Consider the following 25,238-nt stretch of genomic DNA (forward strand, 5'->3'; position numbering starts at 1 on the left):
ACTATTCTTCTATACAAATTTGCATGATTGCCTTAAAATCAATGTGTTTTTACTAAAAATTAAAATAAGCTTTCGCATTATTGAAACTGATATTTTCAACCATGCTTCCCAACAGTTCCATATCGTATGGAATCTCACCATTCTCAACATCGTTACCCAGCAAATTACATAAAGTACGACGGAAATATTCGTGACGGGTATACGACAGATAACTGCGCGAATCAGTTAGCATTCCTACAAAACGACTCAACAAACCAAGGTTCGACAAGGCCTGCATTTGACTTTCCATGCCGTCTTTCTGATCGAGGAACCACCAGCCAGAGCCGTATTGCATTTTCCCGGGAACAGAACCGTCCTGGAAGTTTCCGATCATTGTTGCAATCAGCTCATTGTCGCGGGGATTCAGGTTGTATAATATAGTTTTCGATAATTTATTCTCCATATCCAGTCGGTCCAGCAGTCTTGACAGTGGTCGTGCAATATCAAAATCGCCGATCGAATCAAACCCTACGTCGGCTCCAATTTTGTTGAACAATCGGGTATTGTTGTTTCGTAAAGCGCCAATATGAAATTGCTGCGTCCACCCCCGCGAGTGATCCATAATTCCGAATTCGTATAACATGCACGACTGAAATTTCACCACTTCTTCTTTCGTAAGCGTACCGCCTTTCCGAACTTTGCTGAATATCTTTTCAACTTCTGCTTCGGTGTAATCTTCAGCCAAAACTGTTTCAACACCATGGTCGCTCAAACGACATCCGTTCTGGTGGAAAAATTCGTGACGATTATCCAGCGCGTCCATTAAATCTCCAAAGGTGTAAATATTTAGGTTCGCAGCTTCTTCCAACTTACTTAAATAAGCATTGTAGGAAGTTGTATTCTCCACTGCCATGGCTTTATCGGGGCGCCATGCCGGAAGTACAGCGGTTTCAAAACCATCGGCTTTAATGGCACGGTGATACTCGAGCGAATCCACAGGATCGTCGGTAGTACAAATGGTATGCACATTGGCCATTTTTATAATTCCGCGGCATGAATATTCAGGAGTTTGCAATTTGGCATTACATTCTTCCCAAATCTCTTTTGCAGTTGCCGGACTCAAAACTTTATCGATTCCAAAGAATTTTTTTAGTTCCAGGTGTGTCCAGTGAAACAGTGGGTTACGCAAAGTGTGTGGCACCGTTTCGGCCCACTTTTCAAACTTCTCCCAGTCGCTGGCATTTCCGGTACAGTATTTCTCGGCAACACCGTTGGTACGCATGCCGCGCCATTTGTAATGATCGCCATACAACCAAAGTTGGGTAATATTATCATACTTTCTATCCTCGGCAATCTCCTGCGGATTAATATGACAGTGGTAATCAAAAATCGGCATTTTTGCCGCATGATTGTGATATAATTCCTTTGCAACATCGGTTTGCAAAAGGAAATCTTTGTCCATAAAAGTTTTCATAATGAATGAAAAAGTCGGAAGTCGGAAGCCCGAAGTCCGGAGTTATTTTATAAGTCGAATAATCTTTTTAAGTGTCTGTCGTAGATATTTTCTTCCACACAAGCGCCAACCACATCGGCGTATTTTTCCAGCAATCCGGTGTAGCGCTGGCCCATTTCGACAGCAACTTTATAACCAACGTGAATTAACTGGCGGAAGTTCGGATTGTAATCAGCATGACCGGGAATATGGCGCAAGGTGTTTCCAAATTTTTCGCCCGACCAGCTTTCCACTTCTTCTGATGAAGGAAGCTTTAAACCATCGATATCTATAACATCAGCATACGGGGCACAAAGTTCTTCTTTTCTTTCCAGTGCTTTGGTATAAATTTCTTTGGCTGCAGCCAAACCTTCGTCACCCGAAATAGCCAATCCAATCACTTCTTCCAACCAGGTTGTTCCTGCTGTTTTTACATGAATTCCCTTGTCGTACTTTTTTATAATCTCAGCCATTACCGGGTAAATGGTAAATTTATCAGATCCCGAGTGAACGCTGAGTTTCAGATCGTCTGGTAATCCAAATTCTTTTACAGCATAATCAATCACCAACACATCCTGCTCAAATTCTTTGGCAAACTGCTCCACATCGCCTACATAATCAACCCCTTTATTAAAACGCCCCGTAAATTTAGGAGCAATGGTTTGTGCCGGAATATTTTCGTTGGCAATCATTTTCAAAATGAAAAACATGTCCACCGGAGTTTGCGGAGCCTCAACTTCGTCCATTGAAACCTCGGTAACAAAGTTGCCTTTTCCTTTTACAGCCTCAATATGCCGGTAAATCTTACCCGCCTCTTTAATTGCAGCCAGATATTTCGAAGTAACCTCTTCTAAAAGTTCATTTGAAATCTCGATTGATTCATTAATTCCGGGAATGTTAACCTTCTCTCCCAGCAACTTGCACGTTTCTTTAAAAGCTGCCACGTCTTCAACCGACGACTCGTTACCAATATACATAGCTACATCGAGCGTAAAAAAATTACTTGGCGCTATAAAGCGGTCTACGTTTCCCATATTGATATGATCGGCATCCACAAAATAGGGATTTTCCCAGTTCAGTGCTTTTACTGCGGCATCGGCTTCAATACGCGTGCCCGCTGGCTCGGAATGCACGATATCGTGTTCACGGTTTGATTTATTCCAGACCGGTGTAACAGCAATTCCTTTTTGATTTGCTTTCATCAGGGCGCGTAATTGTGCCACGCCTTCATGATTGAAGCGGTCGCCCACTCCAAAACTATATTTTCCAATTTCCATGGTACGAGTTATGTTTTAAAATTTTCAGAAAAAAATACTCCGTGTACGTGCACGAAAGTAGAATTATAATTTAAATTTCGCAAATAAATCATGCTGTTTAAAATCATTCCACCAATCTCTCACCACCACCTTAAACACTGTATATCTACTACTTACCAAGCCCACAGAAACACAAATAAAATTTAAACAATTGTAAAACCAGGAAAAGCACACACACGAATGAGTAATTTCAAAAAATTCTGATGATTATGTGTGTTCAAAAATTCTATCTTTGGAATTTATTAATCTAGTCCAATACGACTTTGTAATTTTTTTCATATCTATGCGTAAATTTAGTGTACTAATCAGTCTGTTTTTCTTCACGTATTGCCTGATTGCCCAAAACCAACCAGCCGATTGGGAGAACCCAGCCGTTTTCGACATCAACAAAGAAAAACCGCATGCCAGCCTTATGCCGTTTGGTTCGCTTGATGATGCTTTAAAACAAAAACCGCATCAATCTGCCTTTTATAAAACCTTAAGCGGAACATGGAAATTTAACTGGGTAAGAAAACCTGCCGACAGGCCTGTTGATTTTTACAAACCCGATTACGATGTTTCCGACTGGAACGACATCCCCGTTCCGGCAACTTGGGAACTGGAAGGTTATGGCGTACCAATATATGTTAATCATCAATATGAATTTTCGGATTACAAACATCCCGTTTCACCTGAAATGAAATTTGTGGATGACATTTATCCCGCTAATCCCGGGCAAGTGCCACACGATTATAATCCGGTTGGTTCATACCGAAGGACATTCAACATTCCTGAAAGTTGGGACGGCCGACAGGTTTTTATTCAGTTTGGAGCCGTGAAATCGGCCTTCTATTTATGGATTAACGGCGAAAAAGTAGGTTACTCGCAAGGAAGTAAAACACCTGTTGAATGGGACATCACAAAATATTTAAAGAAAAGCGAAAACATAGTAGCCGCTGAGGTTTACCGCTGGTCAGACGGCTCCTACCTCGAGGCACAGGATTTTTGGCGGATAAGTGGTATTGAACGCGATGTGTATCTTTATTCTACTCCCAGAGTTCGTATCCGTGATTTTTTTGCAAAACCGGACCTGGATGCAGAATATAAAAACGGATTGTTTAGTCTGGATGTTGATTTGAGCAACCACACATCAAAACTAAAATCAGGAAACTACACCGTTAAGTACAATATTTTTGATGAAGGAGGATATTCTTTATCAAGCCGCGAGGAATCAGTAAAAATTAATAAAAAGGGAAGTGCCACGGTTCATTTTTCCGGAGGATATATAAATAATGTAAGAAAATGGACTGCCGAAACACCCAATTTATATTCGCTGGTAATTAGTTTGATTGATAGTGATGGCCAAACAGTTGAGGCCGTAAGTTCAAAAATTGGTTTCCGTAAAATTGAGCTAATTAATGCAGTGTTTCATATTAACGGTGTTCCGGTTACTATTAAAGGCGTAAACCGCCATGAGCACGACCAATACAAAGGTCATGTGGTAAGCGAAGAGGCAATGATAAAGGAAATTGCACTGATGAAACAGTTCAACATTAATGCCGTGCGCACCAGCCACTACCCCAACGATGAACGTTTTTACGATCTGTGCGACAAATACGGTTTATATGTGACGAACGAAGCCAACATCGAGTCGCATGGAATGTACTACGGAGAGCATTCGTTGGCTAAAAAACCGGAATGGACACCGGCGCATGTCGATCGAAATATGCGCATGGTTGAACGCGATAAAAACCACCCTTGTGTAATTGTTTGGTCGATGGGAAATGAAGCCGGCGACGGTGAAGTGTTTACCGCAGTTTACAAAGCCATTAAAGAACGTGACCCATCGCGCCCCGTTCAATACGAACGTGCTATTATGGGCGACAATACCGATATTTTTTGCCCACAATACCCTAGTGTTCAGGCATTGGAAAATTACGGATCAAAACATCAGACGAAACCATACATTTCAAGCGAATATTCGCACGCCATGGGAAACAGCAACGGTAACCTGGTTGATTTGTGGGAAGTGTTTAACCGCGACCGGAACGACCAGTTACAGGGCGGGTACATTTGGGACTGGATAGATCAGGCGCTGGTAAAAAAAGCTGACGACGGCACTAAATTCTGGGCGTACGGTGGCGATTACGGCGAAGATATGCCAACCGACTATAACTTTGTTTGTAACGGAATTATCTCGGCTGATTATACTCCACATCCGGCTATGTGGGAAGTTAAATATGCTTACCAGTATGTAAAAATTGAACAACTCGATAATAGCAAATACCGCATAACCAATATGCACGATTTTATTGATCTGAGCGACTACGAAATCAGCTGGACATGTACCCGCGATGGGAAATACTGGAGTTCCGGCGTTTTGGAAAACATTAACCTTAAACCGGGCGAATCAACCAATGTTGATATTGATTCAAACATTAAAATTAATTTTGATGATCCTGAATCACATCTCTTTTATATTGATTTTTCAGCTAAACTGAAAAAAGATAAACCTTTCAGAAAAGCAGGATTTGAAGTCGCTCATGAGCAATTCTCTCCCGGAATGAATGTAATCGTTCAAAATCATGATGATCAGAAAGCTAATTCGCCGGTATTAAAACTGGTAGAATCGACAAATGAATTTATTATGAAAGGTCAACAATTCATGATTGCTTTTGACAAAGAAACAGGTACAATTTCTTCGTATAAAATGAACGGAACTGAGTTAATTCAAAAAGGGCCGCAGGTGAATTTCTGGCGACCAGCCAACGATAACGACAAAGGCAGCAACATGCTAAACCGACTGGGAATTTGGCGCGAAGTTTCCAGAAATTTAAAACCGGAAAGTGTTTCAGCTGTACAAACCGATGACAGTAAGATTCACCTTACAACAAAATACAATATTGAAGAGTTGGAAGCATCGCAGTCGGTCGTTCAGGTTATTGACGGAAACGGCAAAATTGAGGTAACCAGTACTTTTGAAACTTCGAATACCGAGCTACCCAACATCCCTAGAATTGGAATGCGCTGGGAAATGCCGATGAATTTTGACAACCTGAAATATTTTGGTCGCGGGCCACACGAAAATTATATCGACCGCAACCGCAGTGCTTTTGTTGGTATTTACGAAAGTAAAGTGGCCGATCAGTATTTTAACTATGTGCGTCCGCAGGAAAACGGTTACAAAACTGATGTTCGTTGGTTTGAGTTGAGGAACAAAAATGGCATCGGATTAAAAATATCGGGCGATCCTGTTGTTGGATTCTCCACCCTTCTTAATCCAATCGAGGATTTTGATATGGAAGACATGAACGATTATCGCCACACCAACGACATAGTTAAAAAAGACGGAATATTTATATGTACTGATCTTAAACAAATGGGCGTTGCAGGCGACAATTCCTGGGGAGCACAACCAATGACGAAATACCAAATTCCAGCTAAAGATTATCAGTATAGTTTTACGATAGAACCTGTATTTTAGCAAAATAATAGTGAAAAAGTGACAGCTTGACTTTGAGTCAGGCTATCACTTTTATCATGATGAAATTATTGTACAGTAAAATATATAAAGGGCACGAATTCAGATCATTCCTTTTATATCTATCTCGTTAAGTTCAATTAAACCTAAACATCTTCTTTAACTAATATGTAAAAAATTTTATAAGTCTTTCTGCCGAAATAAAATCAAAAAACAAGTTACTCATTCCTTCCATTTTCAATTAGATACTTTTTAGTCCTGTTATACAAAAATCGCTAATTTCATGCACCTTTTAGTGCATTCTAAATTAGCTTCTTAGCTAAACATTTCTAAGCCATATTCGTTCTATTTGCGACAGATTAACAAGAATCGTTTATGTATTTAGAAAAAGAAAAACCGGAAACAAAGAACCAGATATCTGCAAAAGAAGCACTACAAGATTATTATATCGCGCGATTAAGCCGCCAGTTAAGTATAATGGGGCGCCGCGAGGTGCATAACGGCCGCGCACATTTTGGTATTTTTGGCGATGGAAAAGAAGTGGCTCAAATTGCTTATGCCAAAACTTTTAAGAAAGGCGACTGGCGCTCGGGTTATTACCGCGATCAGACCTTTATGCTGGCGCTGGGGTTACTGGAACCGATAGAGTTTTTTGCCATGATTTACGGCGATACCGACGATGAGATTAATCCATCCACCGGCGGACGCAATTTCAATAATCACTTTAGCACAAAAAACATAACCGATTCGGGAAAGATAAAAAACCTTGCTGATCAGTACAATTCGGCTTCTGATATTTCATCTACCGGAGGACAAATGCCACGTTTACTGGGGCTGGCACAAGCTTCGAAAATGGTTCGGCAACAACCGGAATTAAAAAAGCATTTAAACAACAATGTTACGGGTAACGAGGTGGCATTTGGAAGTATTGGCGATGCCAGCACTTCTGAAGGAATTTTCTTTGAAACGATAAACGCAGCCGGAGTGCTTCAAGTTCCCATGGCTGTAGCGATTTACGATGATGGTTTTGGAATAAGCGTACCCATTGAATTGCAGACTACAAAATCAAGTATTTCGGAAGCGCTGAAAGGTTTTGAAAAAGAAAAAGGCAGCAACGGTGTAGACATTTATAAATGTAAAGGCTGGAGTTATCCTGATTTGGTTAAAACCTTCAAAAAGGGAATTGATAATTGCCGGAAAAATCAGTCGCCGGTGGTTTTTCACATAAACGAAGTTACACAGCCACAGGGCCATTCTACTTCGGGCTCGCACGAACGATACAAAACAAAGGAGCGTCTGGCCTGGGAAAAAGAGTACGATGGTGTTAACCAAATGCGTAAATGGCTGCTCGATTCTGGTATTGCCGATGAGGACATGTTGAATGAGATTGATAAATCGGCACAAAAAAGAGCAAAAGAAGCCCGAAAAAAAGCATGGAATAATTATACCGAAGGGTACCAAAAAGAACGGACAGAATTGATCTCGATTCTAAAAAAGATTGACAAACACAGTGAGCTACAAAGTTTACGTCGATTTGAAAAGGTAACTGATAAAATTTTTCCAACACGACGATCGCACCTTAGTTTTGCCAAAAGGCTAAAGCTCGAACTTCATAGCATGCCCGAGCTTGAAAAAGAACGCGACATTTTAAAAGATTGGATTAGTCGTTTTGAAGAACGTACCACCGGATTTTACAACGGAGAATTGCACCGAACCGGACCGGACGCTGCGCTAAGGGTTAAAGAAGTTGCGGTAGAATATGAAGAAAACGCTACTGACGTAAACGGATCGGTGGTTGTAAATAAAAACTTTAATGCCCTGTTTAACAAATACCCCAACCTGGTAACTTTTGGCGAAGACACCGGGAAACTGGGCGATGTAAACCAGGGAATGAAAGGCATGCAGGAGAAATACGGCAAAGTTCGTGTTGACGATGCCGGTATTCGCGAGGCCACAATTATTGGCCAGGGAATTGGACTGGCAATGCGTGGCTTCCGCCCCATTGCAGAAATTCAATATCTCGACTATCTGATTTATGCACAGTCGCAATTAAGCGACGATCTGGCATCGCTTCAATACCGCACCAAAGGGCGGCAGGCAGCACCGTTAATTGTACGCACACGTGGTCACCAATTACAGGGAATATGGCATGCCGGATCGCCTATGCAGATGCTTTTGGGGTCGATACGAGGCGTGTACCTCTGTGTCCCCCGAAACCTGACGCAAGCCGCAGGCTTTTACAATACCTTACTGGAAGGCAACGATCCGGCACTGGTAATTGAGCCATTGAAAGGTTATAATGTTAAAGAAAAACTTCCGGCCAATCACGGCGAATACAAAGTACCACTTGGTGTTCCGGAAATCATGCAAGAAGGTACAGATGTTACCGTTGTAACTTATGCATGGAACGTTCATCATGCGGTAAAAGCAGCAAAACTTTTGCAGGACTTTAAAGGCATTTCCATTGAAGTTATCGATGTGCAAACGTTAATGCCTTTTGATGTGAACCACACTATTTTGGAATCTATCAAAAAAACAGGAAAAGTAATTTTTATGGACGAAGATGTGCCAGGTGGCGGAACAGCTTACATGATGCAAAAAGTAGTCGAAGAACAAAAAGCATTTGATTATCTGGACACTGCACCACGAACACTTTCGGCACAAGAACACCGTCCTGCATACGGAATCGATGGTGAATATTTTTCGAAGCCAAACGTGGAGTTACTTTTCAAGAATGTTTATGAAATGATGCGAGAAGTGGAACCTGATCGCTTCCCTGAGTTATAGTTTTTAACTCGTACTTTCTTAAATAGGCTGTAAATTACTCGCACGTCTTTTTTATTTCAAATGTTCTGTGCACAAGGTTTGCGTTTCCTGCAATATTCACTATAATTGCATACCTAATTCAACAAAATGAACCGTATATTATTTTCTGCAATTATTTTTGCATTCCTTGCATTTTCATGTAAACAAGAAACAACAACTGAAGATTTTTCAGCTTATGTAGATCCGTATATCGGCAGTGATTATCATGGCCATGTTTTTGTTGGTGCCAACGTTCCCTTTGGTGCCGTACAGCTCGGACCAAACAATGCGCAGGAAACCTGGGACTGGTGCTCAGGCTATCATTATTCCGATTCGGTTCTGATAGGTTTTGCACACACACATTTAAGCGGAACAGGTATTGGCGATCTTGGCGATTTGCTTTTTATGCCCGTTTCCGATGAATTTAACTACGAACAAGCATCAAACGAAGCTTACCCGTGGAGTGCACTTTATTCGCACAACGACGAGCAAGTTAGTCCGGGGTATTATTCCATTAACATCAACGAATACAATGTTCAGGCAGAACTGACCGCCACCGAACGTGTAGGTTTTCAGAAATACAATTTTAATGCTCCCGGAAACTCTAAATTGATTATCGATCTGGCCTACGGTACAGGCTGGGACAACCTTACCAAGGCTGACCTTCAACAGGAAGGAGACCACAGCATTAGCGGATTTCGTTATTCATCGGGATGGGCAAAAGACCAAAAGGTTTATTTTCATACTGAGTTTTCGAAAGCAATTAAAACACTTAAAATATTACGCCAGAACGACAAAGGGATTAACACTGTTCAGCTTGAATTTGAAGGTAATGGCGAGTTGCTTGTTAAAACGGCAATTTCACCGGTTAGTACCAATGGTGCAAAAAACAACCTAAGCACCGAACTTACTGATTGGAATTTTGCAGCTACAAAACAAACAGCGCGCGAAAAATGGAATACCGAGTTGGGCAAAATAAAAATTGAAACGACTTCTCCTTCTAATAAAACAACATTTTATACCGCCTTGTATCACACCATGATTGCACCATCGTTGTTCGACGATGTTAACGGCGATTACCGTGGTGCAGATGGTAAAAATTACACAAATCCGGGTTACGATACTTACACCACATTTTCGCTGTGGGATACTTACCGTGCAGCACACCCGCTGTTTACGCTGGTTCAGCCCGAACGTGTAAACGACATGGTAAACACGATGTTGAGCATTTACGATCAACAAGGCAAACTTCCGGTATGGCATTTACACGGCAACGAAACCAACACCATGGTCGGCAACCACGCCATTCCGGTAATAGCCGATGCTTACTTAAAAGGCTTTACCGGTTTTGATGCAGAAAAAGCTTTTGAAGCCGTAAAATCGACCATGTTGATGAACGAGCGCGGCCTGAACTTTATAAAAGAAAAAGGTTATATACCGGCTGATTCAACAGTTGAATCGGTGGCAATGGCGCTTGAATATGCTATCGACGACTGGTGTGTGGCAGCGATGGCGAAAAAATTGGGAAAAACAGAAGATTTTGAATTATTTGCCAAACGAGCAAAATACTACGAGAACTATTTCAATAAAGAAACCGGCTTTATGCGTGGACGAATGGCCGATGGTAGCTGGCGCACACCTTTTAATCCTGTGCATTCGGAGCATCGTGCCGACGATTACTGCGAAGGAAACGCCTGGCAATATACCTGGCTGGTTCCCCACGACATTAATGGATTGATTGATCTTTTCGACAATGAAACGGCTTTTGCCAAAAAACTCGACGAGCTTTTTATCACTGAAGAAACATTAAACGAAGGTGCATCAAACGACATTTCGGGATTGATTGGAATGTATGCCCACGGAAACGAGCCGGGGCACCACGTGCCATACATGTTTGCTTTTGCCGGCCAGCAATGGAAAGCTGCCAAACGCGTTAACTTCATTCTGAATGAAATGTACACCGACCAACCCGACGGACTTTGTGGCAACGAGGACTGCGGACAAATGTCGGCGTGGTATGTCTTTTCTTCGCTGGGCTTTTATCCTGTAAATCCGGCTAACGGTGTTTATGTTTTTGGCAGTCCGCTTTTTGAATCGGCAAGCATTGAATTAGCTAACGACAAAACTTTTCAGATAACAGCCAAAGATCTGAGTAAAACAAATATTTATATTGACTCCGTTACGCTAAACGGGAAAACTTACACAAAAAGCTACATCACACATTCTGATTTGCTTAAAGGTGGTATACTGGAATTTACCATGACCGCTGAACCCAACAAAGATTTTGGCCAAGCAGAAGACTGTCGTCCAAAATCGGGCTACTAATAGCTGGTTTGCCCAAAATAATTCTATTTTTGCGCCTGATTTATACCTATACAACAACTTAATAGACTCATTACAATGAAGCATTTTTTATTGATTTGCCTTGGCGCAATCTTGTTTAGCTGCACATCCAAAGTCAGCACGCAATCAACAACAACGCCCACAAAACTGGTGGACATGGTAAACCCGTTAATGGGTACCGATTCAGAATTCAAACTATCGAACGGAAACACCTATCCGGCCATTGCTCGTCCGTGGGGAATGAATTTTTGGACACCCCAAACCGGAAAAATGGGCGACGGCTGGGGTTATACCTATGATTCGTATAAAATTCAAGGGTTTAAACAAACACATCAGCCCAGCCCGTGGATTAACGATTATGCGGCGTTTTCGCTGATGCCGGTTACCGGAGAACTTAAATTTAAAGGCGCAGAACGTGCCTCGTGGTTTTCGCACAAAGCAGAAGTGGCCCAACCGCACTACTACAAAGTATACCTGGCCGACTACGATGTAACAACAGAGTTCACGCCAACCGACCGCGCTGTGTCATTCCGTTTTACTTTTCCGGAGAACGACAATTCGTATATTCTTTTGGATGCATTCGATGGCGGATCGATGGTGAAGATAATTCCTGAAGAACGTAAAATTGTTGGTTACTGCCAGAACAATCACGGCGGTGTACCTGCCAATTTCAAGAATTATTTTGTAGCCATTTTCGATAAAGATTTTGAGGTGGTAAAAACCTGGAAAGATGAAAACCTGCAGGAAACTACCGAAGCCCAAAGTTTCCATGTGGGTGGTATTGTTGGTTTTAAAACAAAAAAAGGTGAAGAAGTAAATGTAAAACTTGCCTCATCATTTATCAGTGCCGAACAAGCCGAATTGAATCTGAGCAGAGAGATTGGCGACAAATCGTTTGAAACGATTAAAGCTGAAGGCGAGCAAATCTGGGAAAAAGAACTGGGCCGGATTAAAGTGGAAGGCGGCAGCGAAGCCGAACAAAAAACATTTTACTCGTGTCTTTACCGCACTTTGCTTTTCCCGCGTAAATTTTATGAATTTGACGCCGACAACAATATTGTACACTACAGTCCTTACAACGGCGAAGTTCTGCCAGGCTACATGTTTACCGACAATGGTTTCTGGGACACATTCCGTGCGGTATTCCCGTTCTTTACGCTGATGTATCCTGACCTCAACAGCCAGATTATGGAGGGACTGGTAAATACTTACAAAGAAAGTGGCTGGCTGCCGGAATGGGCAAGCCCGGGGCACCGCGGATGTATGATTGGTTCCAACTCAGCATCGTTGATTGCCGATTCGTATTTAAAAGGAATCCGCGATTATGATATTGAAACACTGTACGAAGCTATGATAAAAAATACCAAAGGGCACATGGAAACCGTTGAATCGGTTGGGCGTTTTGGTGCAGAGTATTACAACAAACTGGGTTATGTGCCATACAACGTTGGCATTAACGAAAATACAGCCCGCACATTGGAATATGCTTATGCCGATTACTGTATCTGGAAACTGGCAGAGGAGCTGGGTAAACCTCAGGAAGAGATTGACCTGTTTAAACAACGTGCCCGCAATTTCCACAATGTTTACGATCCGGAAAGCAAACTGATGCGTGGTAAAAACGAAGATGGTACTTTCCAGTCGCCATTTAGTCCGTACAAATGGGGCGATGCTTTTACCGAAGGAAACAGCTGGCATTACACCTGGAGTGTATTCCAGGATATTGAAGGCTTGAAACAACTGATGGGCGGCAACGATGATTTTGTGGCTATGCTCGACTCTGTTTTTGTTGTTCCTCCAATTTTCGACGATTCTTATTACGGGGGGACTATTCACGAAATTCGTGAAATGCAGATTGCCGGAATGGGCAACTATGCACATGGCAACCAGCCTATTCAGCATATGATTTATTTGTACAATTATTCCGATCAACCGTGGAAGACACAAGCGCACGTTCGCGAAGTGCTTACAAAATTATACTCGTACCAGGCTGACGGTTATTGTGGCGACGAAGACAACGGTCAGACATCAGCATGGTATGTTTTTAGCGCGATGGGATTTTATCCTGTTAGCCCGGGAACTGACGAGTACGTGCTCGGATCGCCACTGTTCAACAAAATCACGGTTACCCTCGAAAACGGTAATGAGTTTGTGATCGACGCAACAAATAACTCGAAAGAAAACGTTTATGTAAACGATGTTGTACTGAACGGCGAGACGTACAACAAGAACTTCCTGAAACATGCTACCATTCAAAATGGAGGAGAGCTAGTTTTTGATATGGCTAGCCAGCCAAATAAAACACGCGGAACGGAAACAAGTAGTTTCCCTTACTCGATGACTTTTGAAGAATAAAAGTACAAAGGCACTTTCCTGCAATGTGAGTTTTAATCCTGCATGGCGGAAAGTGCTTTTCTTTTGATCCCCTCTCAAAAAAATCTGCTCCTCCTTATAAAAACAACATTTTTCAGTTCATTACAAGAGCTTAAAATTCGACAAGTTGTAAAACCTTGTGCCCAAAATTTGTGTTCTATCGGTATAAACTTTTAATGAAACGATTATGCAAAGTAATGCAGTAGGCTGGTTTGAAGTGCCGGTTACCGACATGAACCGGCCCATGAAATTTTACGAAACCGTTTTAGATGTAAAACTAGACCGCAACCAAATGGGACCACTGGATATGGCATGGTTCCCAATGACTGATGAAAGCTACGGCTCAACTGGATCACTCGTTTGCCACCCCAAGTTTTATAAGCCTTCAACTGAGGGAATTATAATTTATTTTACGGCCCAATCCGGCGACCTAAATAACGAACTATCGCGCATTGAAGATGCCGGCGGTAAAGTATTACAGCCTAAAACAAGAATTTCGGATGAATATGGATTTATGGCGTTGATTATCGACAGCGAAGGCAACCGCGTGGCCTTGCATTCAAGGGGATAGTAGCTTGCCAAAGCTAAGAATAACTCCGTGGCGAATAAAAAGACCAACATCTCAATCGTTATCCTCGATATTTTTCAGGAAATTATTACAGATGGATTTAGAAAAGACAGCAAGCAGTTTAAGAAAAATATTTTCGAGGTTTTCCCTTGTAGCTTCTACTCTATCTCAATTTTCAGCACCTGTTTTGTTGAAGAAGTTACTTTAAAACGGTTATCCAGTCGGTGCCCCATAATCCACACGATTTTTTTACCACTGCACAGCAGCCAGGTATTTTCTTTTTCGTGCAGTGGAATTTTTTGGTCGATAAAAAAATCGCTCACCTTTTTAAAACCGGTCATTCCCAGTGGCTGGAAATAATCGCCTTGTTGCCATTTACGCATAAGCAGCGGAAATTCTACTTCATCCAGATCTACACAAGCAATATTCCGGTCTTTTATAATCACAAAGTCCTTAACATCTAATCGTTCAATTGAAATACCGAAAGGCGCAAACAATTCCATATCTTCCTTTTCGATATAGTAAAAGCGATCCTCATCGTTTTTTAGTTCAGATAAAAACAGGGCATCACGATCTTTTACCAGGCGGTGTGTTTTTGAGAAGAACTGTTTCCCTGAAACGTTGTTCAAACTTTGACAAACAGCATCCACCACACTGGCATTAAAACCGTACCCCGACAAGATCTCGAGTAATACTGTTTTGGAATGAACCGATTGTTGCAAGGCAGAAATAGAAATTAACAACTGGTCTTTTTCTTCCGTCAAAATCTCATTGATTTCGCTTCCAACAGCCGCCGCATAAACATCGTAGGCAGCTTTCAGATTCTCAACGCTGGCCATGAAGTTTTTATTGAACGCCGGATTCAACTCCGAAAATAATGGTAGGATTTTATGTCTCAAAAAATTACGCTGATAAACCACTTCATTATTCGACGAATCCTCGCGGTAAGCAATGTAGTTTTGGGTAGCGTATTTTTCAATGTCTTGGCGACTGGCAAATAACAGCGGACGTATCAATTTCCCTTTTTTTTCTTTTATTCCGGTAAGGCCTTTTATTCCCGTTTTCCGCGAAAGGTTCAGAAAAAATGTCTCAATCAGATCATCCTGATGATGAGCCGTTACAATCAGGTCGTATTCATACTGCTTACGAATGCGCTCAAAAAACTCATAACGCAATTCGCGCGCTGCCATTTCTATAGAAATTCCTTTAAGATTTGCATAGTCCGTGGTATCAAAAGTTTCGAAATATGCCGGCGTTCCATGCTGTTCCACTTTTTCGTGCACAAAAGCCTCATCATCATCCGACTCAGCTCCACGCAAGCTAAAGTTACAATGGGCTATGCCGTATTCAAACTCCGAATGTTCGAATAAATGCAACATGACCATACTGTCAATTCCGCCACTAACAGCCAGCAAAACTTTTTGTCCAGGCTTAATAAGTTGCTTCTCCTTTATATTTTTTATGAACTGATCGAACATGGATTGTTTTGCTATTTATTTCCTCTCTTTCTGAAAATTATAGTACTGAAGCGAATAAGCGCTAAGCGGTTAGAATCGCTAAGCGCGTTGTTGTAACTGATTCTGTCATTTCGAAGGAGGAACGACTGAGAAAACTCTTCCTTGAAGAACAGATTTCTCCTCATTCTTCGTCGAAATGACAAGCAACTACTTCTTTATTTTACCCACCGCCTGCGCTATGTTCAAAATCACTTCAACCGATTTAAGCATCGAAGGAATGGGAACAAACTCAAATGGCCCATGAAAATTATGGCCCCCGGCAAAAATATTAGGGCAAGGCAACCCGTCGTATGATAAACGTGCGCCGTCGGTTCCTCCGCGAATAGCTTTGATTATCGGTTCAACACCGGCATCCAACATGGCTTTTTCGGCTATGTCGATAATATATTTTACCGGCTCCACTTTTTCGCGCATGTTGTAGTATTGATCAGTAATTTCCAACTCAACAATTTCTTTTCCATATTCCATATTAATCAGTTTAACTACCTCTGTCAGTAACTGCTTTTTATCTTCAAATTTGCTTTTGTCGTGGTCGCGGATCAGGTAAAACAACTCAGCTTCTTCAACTCCGCCATTCATCGAAAGCAGATGGAAAAACCCTTCGTATTTTTCGGTATGTTCCGGACGTTGAGTTGACGGTAACATGCCAATCAATTTGTGCGCAACTAAGAGTGCGTTAATCATTTTATTTTTGGCCGCTCCGGGATGTACGCTCAATCCTTTAATTTTAATCGTGGCACCGGCTGCATTAAAGTTTTCAAACTCCAGCTCTCCAACCTGCCCGCCATCCAGGGTGTAGGCAAAATCGGCTCCAAATTTCTTCACATCAAAATAATCGGTTCCTTTACCAATTTCCTCATCGGGCGTAAAAGCGATGCGAATTTTTCCGTGCTGGATATCTTTTGCGTGTAGCAAAGTTTCGGCAGCAGTTACAATTTCCGCCACTCCTGCTTTATCGTCGGCTCCCAACAGCGTTGTACCATCGGCAGTAATAATATCTTGTCCTTTGTAGTTTAATAGCTCAGGAAACTGCTTTGGATCGATACAAACCTTGTTCTTCAGAAAAATCGTACAACCATCATAATTCTCAATGATCTGCGGTGCTACACTTTCACCCGAAAAATCAGGGCTGGTATCCACATGGGCAATAAAACCCACCACAGGACTATCGCTAACTCCTTTTGCCGGAATAGTTGCCGTAACATAGCCGTAATCATCCATTTCCACCTCACCTAATCCAATCGCTTTTAACTCTTCAACCAGTTTTTTCATAAAAACCAACTGCCGATCGGTACTCGGATAAGTTTTACATTTTGGATCGGAAGTGGTGTATTGTTTCGCGTAATTGATAAATCGTTCTACTACTTTTTCCATTCTGTTATTCTGTCTTTTTAATATTCTATATTTTGTTATATGCAAATTTATACTTTTTGTTCACTATAAAAACTGATGCTTGTTCTATACATCATCGGAATTAAAGGTAAATCCCAAACGTTTGCCGGTTACCATTTTCGAATGACTCATTTTTTGCCGCATCTGATCGACCGTGGCCACTTTTACCTGATCGTAAACCGGCATCAGCAAATCGAACTCAATACTGTACTGAATAGCTGTTTCAACAATTTGTCGAACAAATCCGGGAGAAATGGTATCGTTGGCAAAATCTTTCACTACCTCGTCGGATTGTCGTTTCCCTTCAACAAAAAAATGTTTGTCTTTGTTGATGAAAATGCGCGCAACGAGGTAGCCCAAATCATTAACACGATTGTATTTAAACGAGTCGGCCAGAAAATTATAAATATTGATAACGCCACAATAAGCACGCATAGCGTCATCTTTAATGTATTTTGTTTTCCACACCGGGTGTTTATCATCGAATTCGAACACATTAGAGTGCATACTAAAAATCAGCAGATCGCCACCCACTTTAAACTCAACTTCAAAAGGTCCTCTGTCGCTGTAATGCGGTAAAGCCACATCCGGCACCTTGCCTTTTACAGCTTTCAAATAATCTATTTCAAGCTGATTTAGAACTTTTTTCAGGATAGTAAATGTTTGCCGGGTATTCTCGTAAATCTGTTGTTTTACCGTTGATTTGATAACCAGTGCTTCAAGAAACGAAGCCCGAACTTCTTTATCTGACATAGCGTACAATTATTAACGTTTAAATGTACGTATTTACTGAAAAAAAAGAAAGCAGCCCAGTTGAGCTGCTTTTAATATTTTTTCTCTTACGTCATGCTGAATTTATTTCAGCATCTTATTTTGTACAATTGAGACTCCGATCCGTCAACTGACGGACGGAATGACGGCAATTAATAGGCCAGTGCAAATAAAACTCTGCGTTTTGAAGGTTTACCTGAGTATATACAAACACCTTCTTCCTCTTCGTATTCCAGCGGCATACAACGAATGGTTGCCTTGGTTTCGTTTTTAATAGCTTCTTCGGTTTCAGAAGTGCCATCCCAGTGTGCCGAAATAAAACCTCCGGAAGTTTTCAACACCTCTTTAAACGCTTCCCAGGTATCCACTTTTCGCGTATTTTCGGCCCTGTAATCATAGGCTTTCTGGTAAATATTTTGCTGAATATCTTCCAGCAATTTTTCTACGTATTCTTCGATATTTTCAAGTGGCGTAACTTCTTTTGTCAGGTTGTCACGACGGGCAACTTCCACCGTCCCGTTTTCCAGGTCGCGTGGTCCAATAGCCAAACGCACAGGAACACCTTTTAATTCATGTTCTGCAAATTTATAACCCGGTTTGCGTGTATCGCGGTCGTCGTATTTAACGGAAATACCTCTTGCTTTCAATTTAGCAACAATTCCATCCACCTTTTCGGTAATAGTTGCAAGTTGCTCCTCTTTACGATAAATAGGAACTATAACCACCTGGAAAGGCGCCAGTTTTGGAGGAAGCACCAATCCATTATCGTCAGAATGCGCCATAATTAACGCTCCCATCAAGCGGGTTGAAACCCCCCATGATGTTGCCCAAACGTAATCTTCTTTGCCCTCTTTATTTGCAAATTTAACATCAAAAGCTTTGGCAAAATTCTGCCCCAGAAAATGCGAAGTTCCCGATTGTAATGCTTTCCCATCCTGCATTAAAGCTTCAATAGAGTAAGTTTCCAAAGCACCGGCAAAACGCTCGTTGGCCGATTTTAAACCTTTTATAACCGGAACAGCCATAAAATTCTCGGCAAAATTGGCATAAAGGTTAATTATCGTTTCAGTTTCCTCAATTGCCTCCGCCTTTGTAGCATGGGCAGTGTGACCTTCCTGCCACAAAAACTCGGTAGTACGCAAAAACAGGCGGGTACGCATTTCCCAACGCACCACATTTGCCCACTGGTTACAAAGAATTGGCAAGTCGCGGTACGACTGAATCCAGTTTTTATACGTATTCCAAATTATGGTTTCAGAAGTAGGTCGTACAATCAATTCCTCTTCCAGTTTTGCATCCGGATCAACGATCACTCCTCCATTTTCCTCGTCGTTTTTTAAACGATAGTGAGTTACTACGGCACACTCTTTTGCAAATCCTTCAACGTGAGCAGCTTCTTTACTAAAAAAAGATTTTGGTATAAATAGCGGGAAGTATGCATTAACGTGTCCGGTTTCTTTAAACATACGGTCTAATTCGGCCTGCATTTTCTCCCAAATGGCATAGCCGTAAGGCTTTATAACCATACACCCCCTTACCGCTGAGTTCTCGGCAAGGTCTGCTTTAATGACCAAATCCTGGTACCATTGTGAATAATTCTCGCTGCGCGAAGTCAATTCTTTAGCCATAATCTAATATTTGGTATAGATTTTGTTTTTAATTGTATAAATTTTGAGCTTACAAAGAAAGTAATTATTATTGACATTAAATAAACGGAGGATACCTTATGAAATCAAGATTAACATTATTAGGATTACTGGCTATCATACTTGGTGCCTGTACCACGGGAGGATATGTGTCTGGTACTTATTCCGACGACATCTATTTTAATCCGGGTGAAGTTCCTCCTCCAATAGCAGTTGAAGAAGTTGCTGAAGAGCCGGTAGAAAAATCGGCCAACGCGATGATCATCAGCAATATTGAAAGAGAGGAAGATGGTTCTAACACCATGAACAACTACATCTTTGAAGGATCAGAAGAAGATGCCGATGTGTTGCGCTACAACATGGACCAAATGGAAATGGAAGCCAGCGACACGACTGTATATTACAACGACGACGAGATGAAATACGTAATAAACAATTATTACGATGGAGATGAACTGGATTACGCTTACCGTATCCGCCGTTTCCACCGTCCGTCTTTCTACGATCCGTTTTACTGGGATAGCTGGAGTTATTACGACCCATTCTACTACGATCCTTATTATTATTCATCAATGTACTCACCTCGCTGGTCGCTTGGCTGGTCGTTGGGTTGGGGTGGATTTTATTCTGGTTGGGGTTGGAATTCTCCATACTATGGCTGGGGCCACGGATATTACTCACCTTATTATGGTGGAAGATATTATGGTAGTTATTATGGTGGCTGGTACGGTAAAGGAAGCTATTATGGCGGAGGTTATAGTGGAGGCTACTACAATAACGGAAGAGATTATGCGTATGGCCAACGCCGATCTTCAGGAACGAACGTTTACCGTGGTGATTCAGGTCGTCGATCAACATCTGCAGTATCGGCCAGAAACGACCGAAGTGGAACAGATAATGTTAATAAATCGGCAACTCGCGACAGAAGTACAACGACTTCAACACGAACAAGAGTAGCAAACGACCGGACAGCGACAAATAATGCAAGAATTTTGACCGAAAAAAGGAGAACTACGAGTACCACTACTCGTCCGGCTACCTCAAAATCGGCTACAACACGTACACAAAATTATACTCGTTCGGGTTCGGCAACAACAAACCGAACTTATACCCGACCAAGTAGTAATGCGCGTACAAACTATACAAAACCGAGGGTAGTTACTTCTACAAATAATCGATCGGGTTCAAGTTACACTGCTCCAAAATCAACGTCAACTTATAACAGATCGTACCGTTCAAGTTCGACTTACAATCGTAGTTCGAGCAAAAGTAGTTCTTCAAGAACATACCGTGCACCGTCTTCAACCAAATCGGGCAGCAGCTACAGAAGCAGCACTCCAACACGAAGTAGCGGCGGCAGTAGCGTAAGAAGTAGTGGAAGTAGCATAAGAAGCAGTGGCGGTTCGTCAGGCGGATCAAGAAGCTCTGGTAGTTCATCAAGAAGTTCAGGTGGTTCATCTCGCGGTGGAGGCGGCGGAAGAAGATAGATTTCAGAAACATAAACGACAAAAACTATTTGCCATGAAAAAAAAAATTAGCATACTTTTTTTAGTCCTTTTTATGCCCTTTTTTATGCAGGCACAAGACTTGCTCGATGCACTTCGCTATTCCAACATCCAGGTATCAGGGACAGCACGTGCCGGAGCAATGGGTAATGCCTTTGGAGCTTTGGGCGGCGATTTTACTTCTATCAGTATTAATCCTGCCGGTCTGGGAGTTTACCGCTCGTCGGAACTTACCCTTACGCCAAAATTTACATACGGCAGAATGGAAGCGAATTACATGAATACGTTGATGGAAGATAACAAATACAACGTGGCCTTAAATAATTTGAGCTATGTAACTGTTATTCCAACAGCTTCGCGTAGCGATGTTGGCCTTATTAGCGTTAATCTTGGAATTGGCTATAACCGCCTGAAAGATTTTAACAGCAACTCGCTCATGGGAGCCTCTGGTGTAACAAGTTCTTTTCTGGATGCGTGGATTGAAAACACAAACGGTGAAAACCCATATGTAGATCCAACGACATATGAATTTTATGATGATTTGGCCATTGCCGAATATGGTGGTACCGATTTAATATATAAAGAAGAAAATTCAGATATTTGGAAAAGTGATATTCAAATAAATCCGTATGACCAGAATATAGAAAATGATCCGGTAGCACAACGCAAAAGTATATCACGTTCTGGTTCTATTGACGAATATAACTTTGCAGTTGGTTTAAATTTTAACCACAAAGTTTATTTAGGGGGAACATTGGGCGTTACCGATATTTATTACCGCGAATCGAGCACTTATGAAGAATGGGATGATCAGAATATAATTCCAAATTTTGAAAGTTTACAATTTGATGAATACCTGAGAACAACAGGAACAGGATACAATTTTAAATTTGGGATAATCTATAAACCGACAAACGAAATACGTTTGGGAGCATCAATCCACACACCAACTTTCTACGACTTGCACGATTTTTACCATACCGAAATGTATGCAACGATTAATTATACTGACGGCACACAAAACCAAGAGGCATTATCACCTTTAAGTAATTTCGACTATCGTTTAAATACACCTCTTCGTGCAACATTTAGTGGGGCTTTTGTTATTGCCAAAAAAGGATTGATCAGTGTTGATTATGAATATGTTGATTATTCTTCAGCCAAACTCAGAAACGGAGATTTCTCTACTGCTAATCAAGAAATTAAGGATGCCTATAAATCGGTAGGAAACATACGGGTAGGTGGCGAATTGCGTGCAACTAATAATTTAAGTTTGCGTGCCGGTTACGAATATTATCCGACTGCATATAAATCAACAGCATTTGGAAATGACCAATTTAAAGCCGACGATAAACTAAACATCTATTCAGCAGGATTGGGTTATCGTTTTAGCAGCTTTACCTTTGATATTGCTTACCGCTTAACCGATATTATGGAATATGAACTTCCTTACAGTTCTCCCGTTTCAGGTATTTACCCTGTACCTGAAGCAGCCGGTTTTGATGGTTTAACACATGATGTAATGTTTACCTTGGGATTTAAATTCTAGTAAACCAAAAGATATTTTTCAGAAAGACACATTCCTTTTGGGTTGTGTCTTTTTTTGTGCTTTTAAATAGTGATGCTCTCACTCTGAGTGAGGGTATCACTAAAGGGAGGAGACACCATCTCTTTTGCATTTAGTTTATTATGCATTTAGTTTTGTTATAAAAGCCTCTTTAAAACTCAAACTAACCGGCAATTTTACATCGCCGAGTTTTACGCTGTTCCCTTCTAAATAAACCACCTTAACAAGCGAAACCACAAATGATTTATGGATGCGGGCGAATCGGTTCTCCGGTAGCTGGGCAATAAAATCTTTAAACCTCCCGTGCACCATCAACGATTGATTTTCGGTAACAAAACGCACATAATCACCCTGTGCTTCCATGTAGATTATTTCGTTGAAATTAAGCCGGTAATCCTTTTATTGGCACGCACCATTAAATGTTGCCCGGTGCTTTCTGTGCTTGAGGAAAATCGTTCGAGTGCCCGGTTAACCGCCGTTCGAAACCTTTCGAATGAAACAGGTTTGAGCAAATAGTCCACCGCATCAACCTCAAAACCTTGCAGTGCAAATTCGGGATAGGCGGTAACCAAAATAAACAGCGGCGGTTCTTTTAAACTTTTCACAAAACCAATTCCGCTTAATTTGGGCATGTTTATATCTAAAAACAGCAAGTCGATGTCTTTTTGTTTTAACAACTGACCGGCTTCCAAAGCATCATTACAAACTCCGATGAGCTCCAGTTCAGGACAGGTCTCAACAAAATCGCGGATTACATCCTGCGATAAAGGCTCGTCGTCAATAATAATACAGTTTAACATTTTTGTTTTGGCCATGCCCAATTAATTCAATTGCACCTGTAAAAGTACTTTAAATGTTTCTTTGTTATCCGAAATCCTCAACTTGTGTTGATTGGGATAGATCATTTCCAGACGCCTTTTTACGTTTTCAATTCCAATGCCGTGGTATTTAGCCGAGAGCGGATCGTTAGCCTTCCCTTTGCTATTTTCAACCTCGAAATGTAAAACCTTACCCGCAACTTCAACTTTAATGTTCACGAAGGCGTCATTCGCACCACCTTTCATTCCGTGTTTAAAGCTGTTCTCAACAAAAGGAAGAAATAATAAAGGCGCTATCTTCCTACCTTTTATATCGCCAATGGTATTGATTTCAATTTTGTTTTTCCCCGACCGGAGATTCTGCATATCGATATAATTCTGCAGCATTTCCACTTCTTTTTCCAAGGCGATAAAATCGACATCCGACTCGTAAATAATATGACGCATTAAATCGCTGAGCTGAACAATTTTTTCAGGAACTTCCTTCGATTCTTTTCTTGCAAGGCTATAAATGCTGTTCAATGAATTGAATAAAAAATGTGGATTGATCTGCGATTTCAAAGCTTTTAACTCGGCCTGCGACTTTTCCTTTTCCAGTTCTTCGGCACGGAAATATCCTCGCGCCAGGTGCAATAAACTGGATATAAACAGGTAAATGGCAAAAAATAACGAAATGTCCCAAAAGCTGTAGTAGGCAATAAAGTAATAGCCTGTGAAAATGTAATCGATAAGGCTATCGAATAACAACAGATAAAAACCAGCCCCAAAAGCAATCGCCACAATTATGGCGACAGCGTAGTTAAAATAATTGCCACGCTCCCAAAGAAGAGGAAATAGCAATTTCAAATTAAGGTAAACCACACATACAATAGGCAGGTGAAATACAGCCGTGTAAATAAGGTCGATCTGTTTAACTTCGGCCGACACTTTTAACACATTCATCAGAATTAAAAACGATAAACACCAAAACAGGATATGTTGTAACACCCTGTTTTTAATTAGCCGGCCTAGTGTAGTTTTTAAGTAGCTGTTCATTTTTTTCGAAATAACTCTACGGCCAATCCGTCTTCAAACGCCTCTTCCGAATCCACATATTTACTTACAAATTTTTGTAATTCTTTTGGTTTGGCTGTGAGCAAAATAAAATCACCGTTATCCTCGTGATGAACCCTGATCTTGTTTTCCTTAATCAAATCTTCCAGCCATTCCGGATCGAACCATCGGATTTCGAGTTTGTCATCAAATACAGTTAATTTGGCAAAAGTGTGTACCGGGACCAGGTGCAGGTCAGCTAAGGTAATGTTATCGTCATCACCGTAATCTTCGATGTAAAAATCCAGGAAATATTCATCTGCCAACTTAATTACGTGTACTTCAAATTTCGATTCTTTCACTATGTCATTCTCGTTTGAAGTAAGGCTAAGTACGTATCGTTTTTTGTTGCGTATTCCATCGTTTTTATCACCCACAAACGGATGGGTGAAATTCCACGAATCATCAGAACCACTAAAAACAACATCCTGGTTATCGTCTTCAAACCATTCGCCCAATAGCAAATCGTTTTCAAACAGATCACTTTCAGTATATAAAGGGTAAAAGGAGTAAACAACACACCCCGACAACAGAAGTGTAATTATTGCAATAAGCAGAATATTACGTGTTTTCATTTTGATTGTTTTTTAATTT

The 25,238-nt window shown here is 41.2% G+C and carries 17 protein-coding genes; 7 read left to right on the forward strand and 10 right to left on the reverse strand.

What is annotated here, in order from left to right; translation table 11 throughout:
- Positions 1 to 52: 52 nt before the first annotated feature.
- Complete coding sequence (uxaC, locus tag G0Q07_RS13440) at positions 53 to 1,441, reverse strand: glucuronate isomerase (protein WP_246222902.1); 1,389 nt, start codon at positions 1,439 to 1,441, stop codon at positions 53 to 55.
- A 59-nt stretch (positions 1,442 to 1,500) separates the two neighbouring features.
- A complete protein-coding gene (locus tag G0Q07_RS13445) occupies positions 1,501 to 2,748 on the reverse strand; it encodes a tagaturonate epimerase family protein (RefSeq protein WP_163346874.1) in 1,248 nt (415 codons plus the stop codon).
- A 322-nt stretch (positions 2,749 to 3,070) separates the two neighbouring features.
- Between G0Q07_RS13445 and G0Q07_RS13450 the strand changes: the two genes are divergently transcribed.
- The 5 genes from G0Q07_RS13450 to G0Q07_RS13470 all read left to right on the forward strand — a co-directional run bounded on the left by G0Q07_RS13450 (position 3,071) and on the right by G0Q07_RS13470 (position 14,339).
- Positions 3,071 to 6,250: a glycoside hydrolase family 2 TIM barrel-domain containing protein gene (locus tag G0Q07_RS13450; RefSeq protein ID WP_163346877.1), complete on the forward strand. Its 3,180-nt coding sequence runs from the start codon at positions 3,071 to 3,073 to the stop codon at positions 6,248 to 6,250.
- A 372-nt stretch (positions 6,251 to 6,622) separates the two neighbouring features.
- The gene (locus G0Q07_RS13455; RefSeq protein WP_163346879.1) at positions 6,623 to 9,034 is read left to right on the forward strand and encodes an alpha-ketoacid dehydrogenase subunit alpha/beta; all 2,412 of its coding nucleotides are present in this window, start codon (positions 6,623 to 6,625) and stop codon (positions 9,032 to 9,034) included.
- A 126-nt stretch (positions 9,035 to 9,160) separates the two neighbouring features.
- Positions 9,161 to 11,377 (forward strand): GH92 family glycosyl hydrolase, encoded by a 2,217-nt coding sequence (locus tag G0Q07_RS13460; RefSeq protein ID WP_163346882.1) that lies wholly within the window; start codon positions 9,161 to 9,163, stop codon positions 11,375 to 11,377.
- Positions 11,378 to 11,452: 75 nt separating this feature from the next.
- Complete coding sequence (locus G0Q07_RS13465) at positions 11,453 to 13,750, forward strand: GH92 family glycosyl hydrolase (protein ID WP_163346884.1); 2,298 nt, start codon at positions 11,453 to 11,455, stop codon at positions 13,748 to 13,750.
- 205 nt (positions 13,751 to 13,955) lie between these two features.
- Positions 13,956 to 14,339 carry a VOC family protein gene (locus G0Q07_RS13470; protein WP_163346886.1) on the forward strand — a complete coding sequence of 128 codons (384 nt, stop codon included), beginning with the start codon at positions 13,956 to 13,958 and terminating at the stop codon, positions 14,337 to 14,339.
- Between the two features lie 155 nt (positions 14,340 to 14,494).
- On the opposite strand, the gene tilS is transcribed toward G0Q07_RS13470, so the two are convergent.
- The 4 genes from tilS to proS form a co-directional block, all read right to left on the reverse strand.
- The gene (tilS, locus tag G0Q07_RS13475) at positions 14,495 to 15,814 is read right to left on the reverse strand and encodes a tRNA lysidine(34) synthetase TilS (protein WP_163346895.1); all 1,320 of its coding nucleotides are present in this window, start codon (positions 15,812 to 15,814) and stop codon (positions 14,495 to 14,497) included.
- A 186-nt stretch (positions 15,815 to 16,000) separates the two neighbouring features.
- Positions 16,001 to 17,227 carry a peptidase T gene (gene pepT, locus G0Q07_RS13480; RefSeq protein ID WP_163346905.1) on the reverse strand — a complete coding sequence of 409 codons (1,227 nt, stop codon included), beginning with the start codon at positions 17,225 to 17,227 and terminating at the stop codon, positions 16,001 to 16,003.
- A gap of 84 nt (positions 17,228 to 17,311) precedes the next feature.
- Positions 17,312 to 17,998, reverse strand: coding sequence for a hypothetical protein (locus G0Q07_RS13485; protein ID WP_163346907.1), 687 nt, complete (start codon positions 17,996 to 17,998; stop codon positions 17,312 to 17,314).
- A gap of 170 nt (positions 17,999 to 18,168) precedes the next feature.
- Positions 18,169 to 19,644 carry a proline--tRNA ligase gene (gene proS, locus G0Q07_RS13490; protein WP_163346909.1) on the reverse strand — a complete coding sequence of 492 codons (1,476 nt, stop codon included), beginning with the start codon at positions 19,642 to 19,644 and terminating at the stop codon, positions 18,169 to 18,171.
- A gap of 98 nt (positions 19,645 to 19,742) precedes the next feature.
- On the opposite strand from proS, the gene G0Q07_RS13495 reads away from it, so the two are divergent.
- On the forward strand, positions 19,743 to 21,149 hold the full coding sequence (locus G0Q07_RS13495) for a hypothetical protein (protein WP_163346911.1): 1,407 nt from the start codon (positions 19,743 to 19,745) through the stop codon (positions 21,147 to 21,149).
- A 34-nt stretch (positions 21,150 to 21,183) separates the two neighbouring features.
- The gene (locus G0Q07_RS13500; RefSeq protein ID WP_163346914.1) at positions 21,184 to 22,716 is read left to right on the forward strand and encodes an OmpP1/FadL family transporter; all 1,533 of its coding nucleotides are present in this window, start codon (positions 21,184 to 21,186) and stop codon (positions 22,714 to 22,716) included.
- 138 nt (positions 22,717 to 22,854) lie between these two features.
- Here the strand turns inward: G0Q07_RS13500 and G0Q07_RS13505 are convergent, their stop codons facing one another.
- From G0Q07_RS13505 to G0Q07_RS13520, 4 genes are read right to left on the reverse strand one after another with little or no spacing between them, the layout of a single operon-like run.
- Entirely contained in the window at positions 22,855 to 23,097 is a 243-nt protein-coding gene (locus G0Q07_RS13505) for a LytR/AlgR family response regulator transcription factor (RefSeq protein ID WP_163346916.1), read from the reverse strand.
- Between the two features lie 5 nt (positions 23,098 to 23,102).
- Positions 23,103 to 23,549, reverse strand: a complete 447-nt coding sequence (locus G0Q07_RS13510; RefSeq protein WP_163346919.1) for a LytR/AlgR family response regulator transcription factor — start codon at positions 23,547 to 23,549, stop codon at positions 23,103 to 23,105.
- A gap of 6 nt (positions 23,550 to 23,555) precedes the next feature.
- Positions 23,556 to 24,587 (reverse strand): sensor histidine kinase, encoded by a 1,032-nt coding sequence (locus G0Q07_RS13515; RefSeq protein ID WP_163346921.1) that lies wholly within the window; start codon positions 24,585 to 24,587, stop codon positions 23,556 to 23,558.
- Complete coding sequence (locus tag G0Q07_RS13520; RefSeq protein ID WP_163346923.1) at positions 24,584 to 25,219, reverse strand: hypothetical protein; 636 nt, start codon at positions 25,217 to 25,219, stop codon at positions 24,584 to 24,586. Before G0Q07_RS13520 ends, G0Q07_RS13515 begins: the two co-directional genes overlap by 4 nt.
- Positions 25,220 to 25,238: the final 19 nt, after the last annotated feature.

It is taken from the genome of Draconibacterium halophilum (assembly GCF_010448835.1).
GTDB lineage: Bacteria > Bacteroidota > Bacteroidia > Bacteroidales > Prolixibacteraceae > Draconibacterium > Draconibacterium halophilum.

Excerpts from the sequence above, each read along its gene's own strand:
- uxaC (WP_246222902.1), bottom strand. The coding sequence starts at position 1,441 with ATGGACAAAGATTTCCTTTTGCAAACCGATGTTGCAAAGGAATTATAT.
- G0Q07_RS13445 (WP_163346874.1), bottom strand. The coding sequence starts at position 2,748 with ATGGAAATTGGAAAATATAGTTTTGGAGTGGGCGACCGCTTCAATCAT.
- G0Q07_RS13450 (WP_163346877.1), top strand. The coding sequence starts at position 3,071 with ATGCGTAAATTTAGTGTACTAATCAGTCTGTTTTTCTTCACGTATTGC.
- G0Q07_RS13455 (WP_163346879.1), top strand. The coding sequence starts at position 6,623 with ATGTATTTAGAAAAAGAAAAACCGGAAACAAAGAACCAGATATCTGCA.
- G0Q07_RS13460 (WP_163346882.1), top strand. The coding sequence starts at position 9,161 with ATGAACCGTATATTATTTTCTGCAATTATTTTTGCATTCCTTGCATTT.
- G0Q07_RS13465 (WP_163346884.1), top strand. The coding sequence starts at position 11,453 with ATGAAGCATTTTTTATTGATTTGCCTTGGCGCAATCTTGTTTAGCTGC.
- G0Q07_RS13470 (WP_163346886.1), top strand. The coding sequence starts at position 13,956 with ATGCAAAGTAATGCAGTAGGCTGGTTTGAAGTGCCGGTTACCGACATG.
- tilS (WP_163346895.1), bottom strand. The coding sequence starts at position 15,814 with ATGTTCGATCAGTTCATAAAAAATATAAAGGAGAAGCAACTTATTAAG.
- pepT (WP_163346905.1), bottom strand. The coding sequence starts at position 17,227 with ATGGAAAAAGTAGTAGAACGATTTATCAATTACGCGAAACAATACACC.
- G0Q07_RS13485 (WP_163346907.1), bottom strand. The coding sequence starts at position 17,998 with ATGTCAGATAAAGAAGTTCGGGCTTCGTTTCTTGAAGCACTGGTTATC.
- proS (WP_163346909.1), bottom strand. The coding sequence starts at position 19,644 with ATGGCTAAAGAATTGACTTCGCGCAGCGAGAATTATTCACAATGGTAC.
- G0Q07_RS13495 (WP_163346911.1), top strand. The coding sequence starts at position 19,743 with ATGAAATCAAGATTAACATTATTAGGATTACTGGCTATCATACTTGGT.
- G0Q07_RS13500 (WP_163346914.1), top strand. The coding sequence starts at position 21,184 with ATGAAAAAAAAAATTAGCATACTTTTTTTAGTCCTTTTTATGCCCTTT.
- G0Q07_RS13505 (WP_163346916.1), bottom strand. The coding sequence starts at position 23,097 with ATGGAAGCACAGGGTGATTATGTGCGTTTTGTTACCGAAAATCAATCG.
- G0Q07_RS13510 (WP_163346919.1), bottom strand. The coding sequence starts at position 23,549 with ATGGCCAAAACAAAAATGTTAAACTGTATTATTATTGACGACGAGCCT.
- G0Q07_RS13515 (WP_163346921.1), bottom strand. The coding sequence starts at position 24,587 with ATGAACAGCTACTTAAAAACTACACTAGGCCGGCTAATTAAAAACAGG.
- G0Q07_RS13520 (WP_163346923.1), bottom strand. The coding sequence starts at position 25,219 with ATGAAAACACGTAATATTCTGCTTATTGCAATAATTACACTTCTGTTG.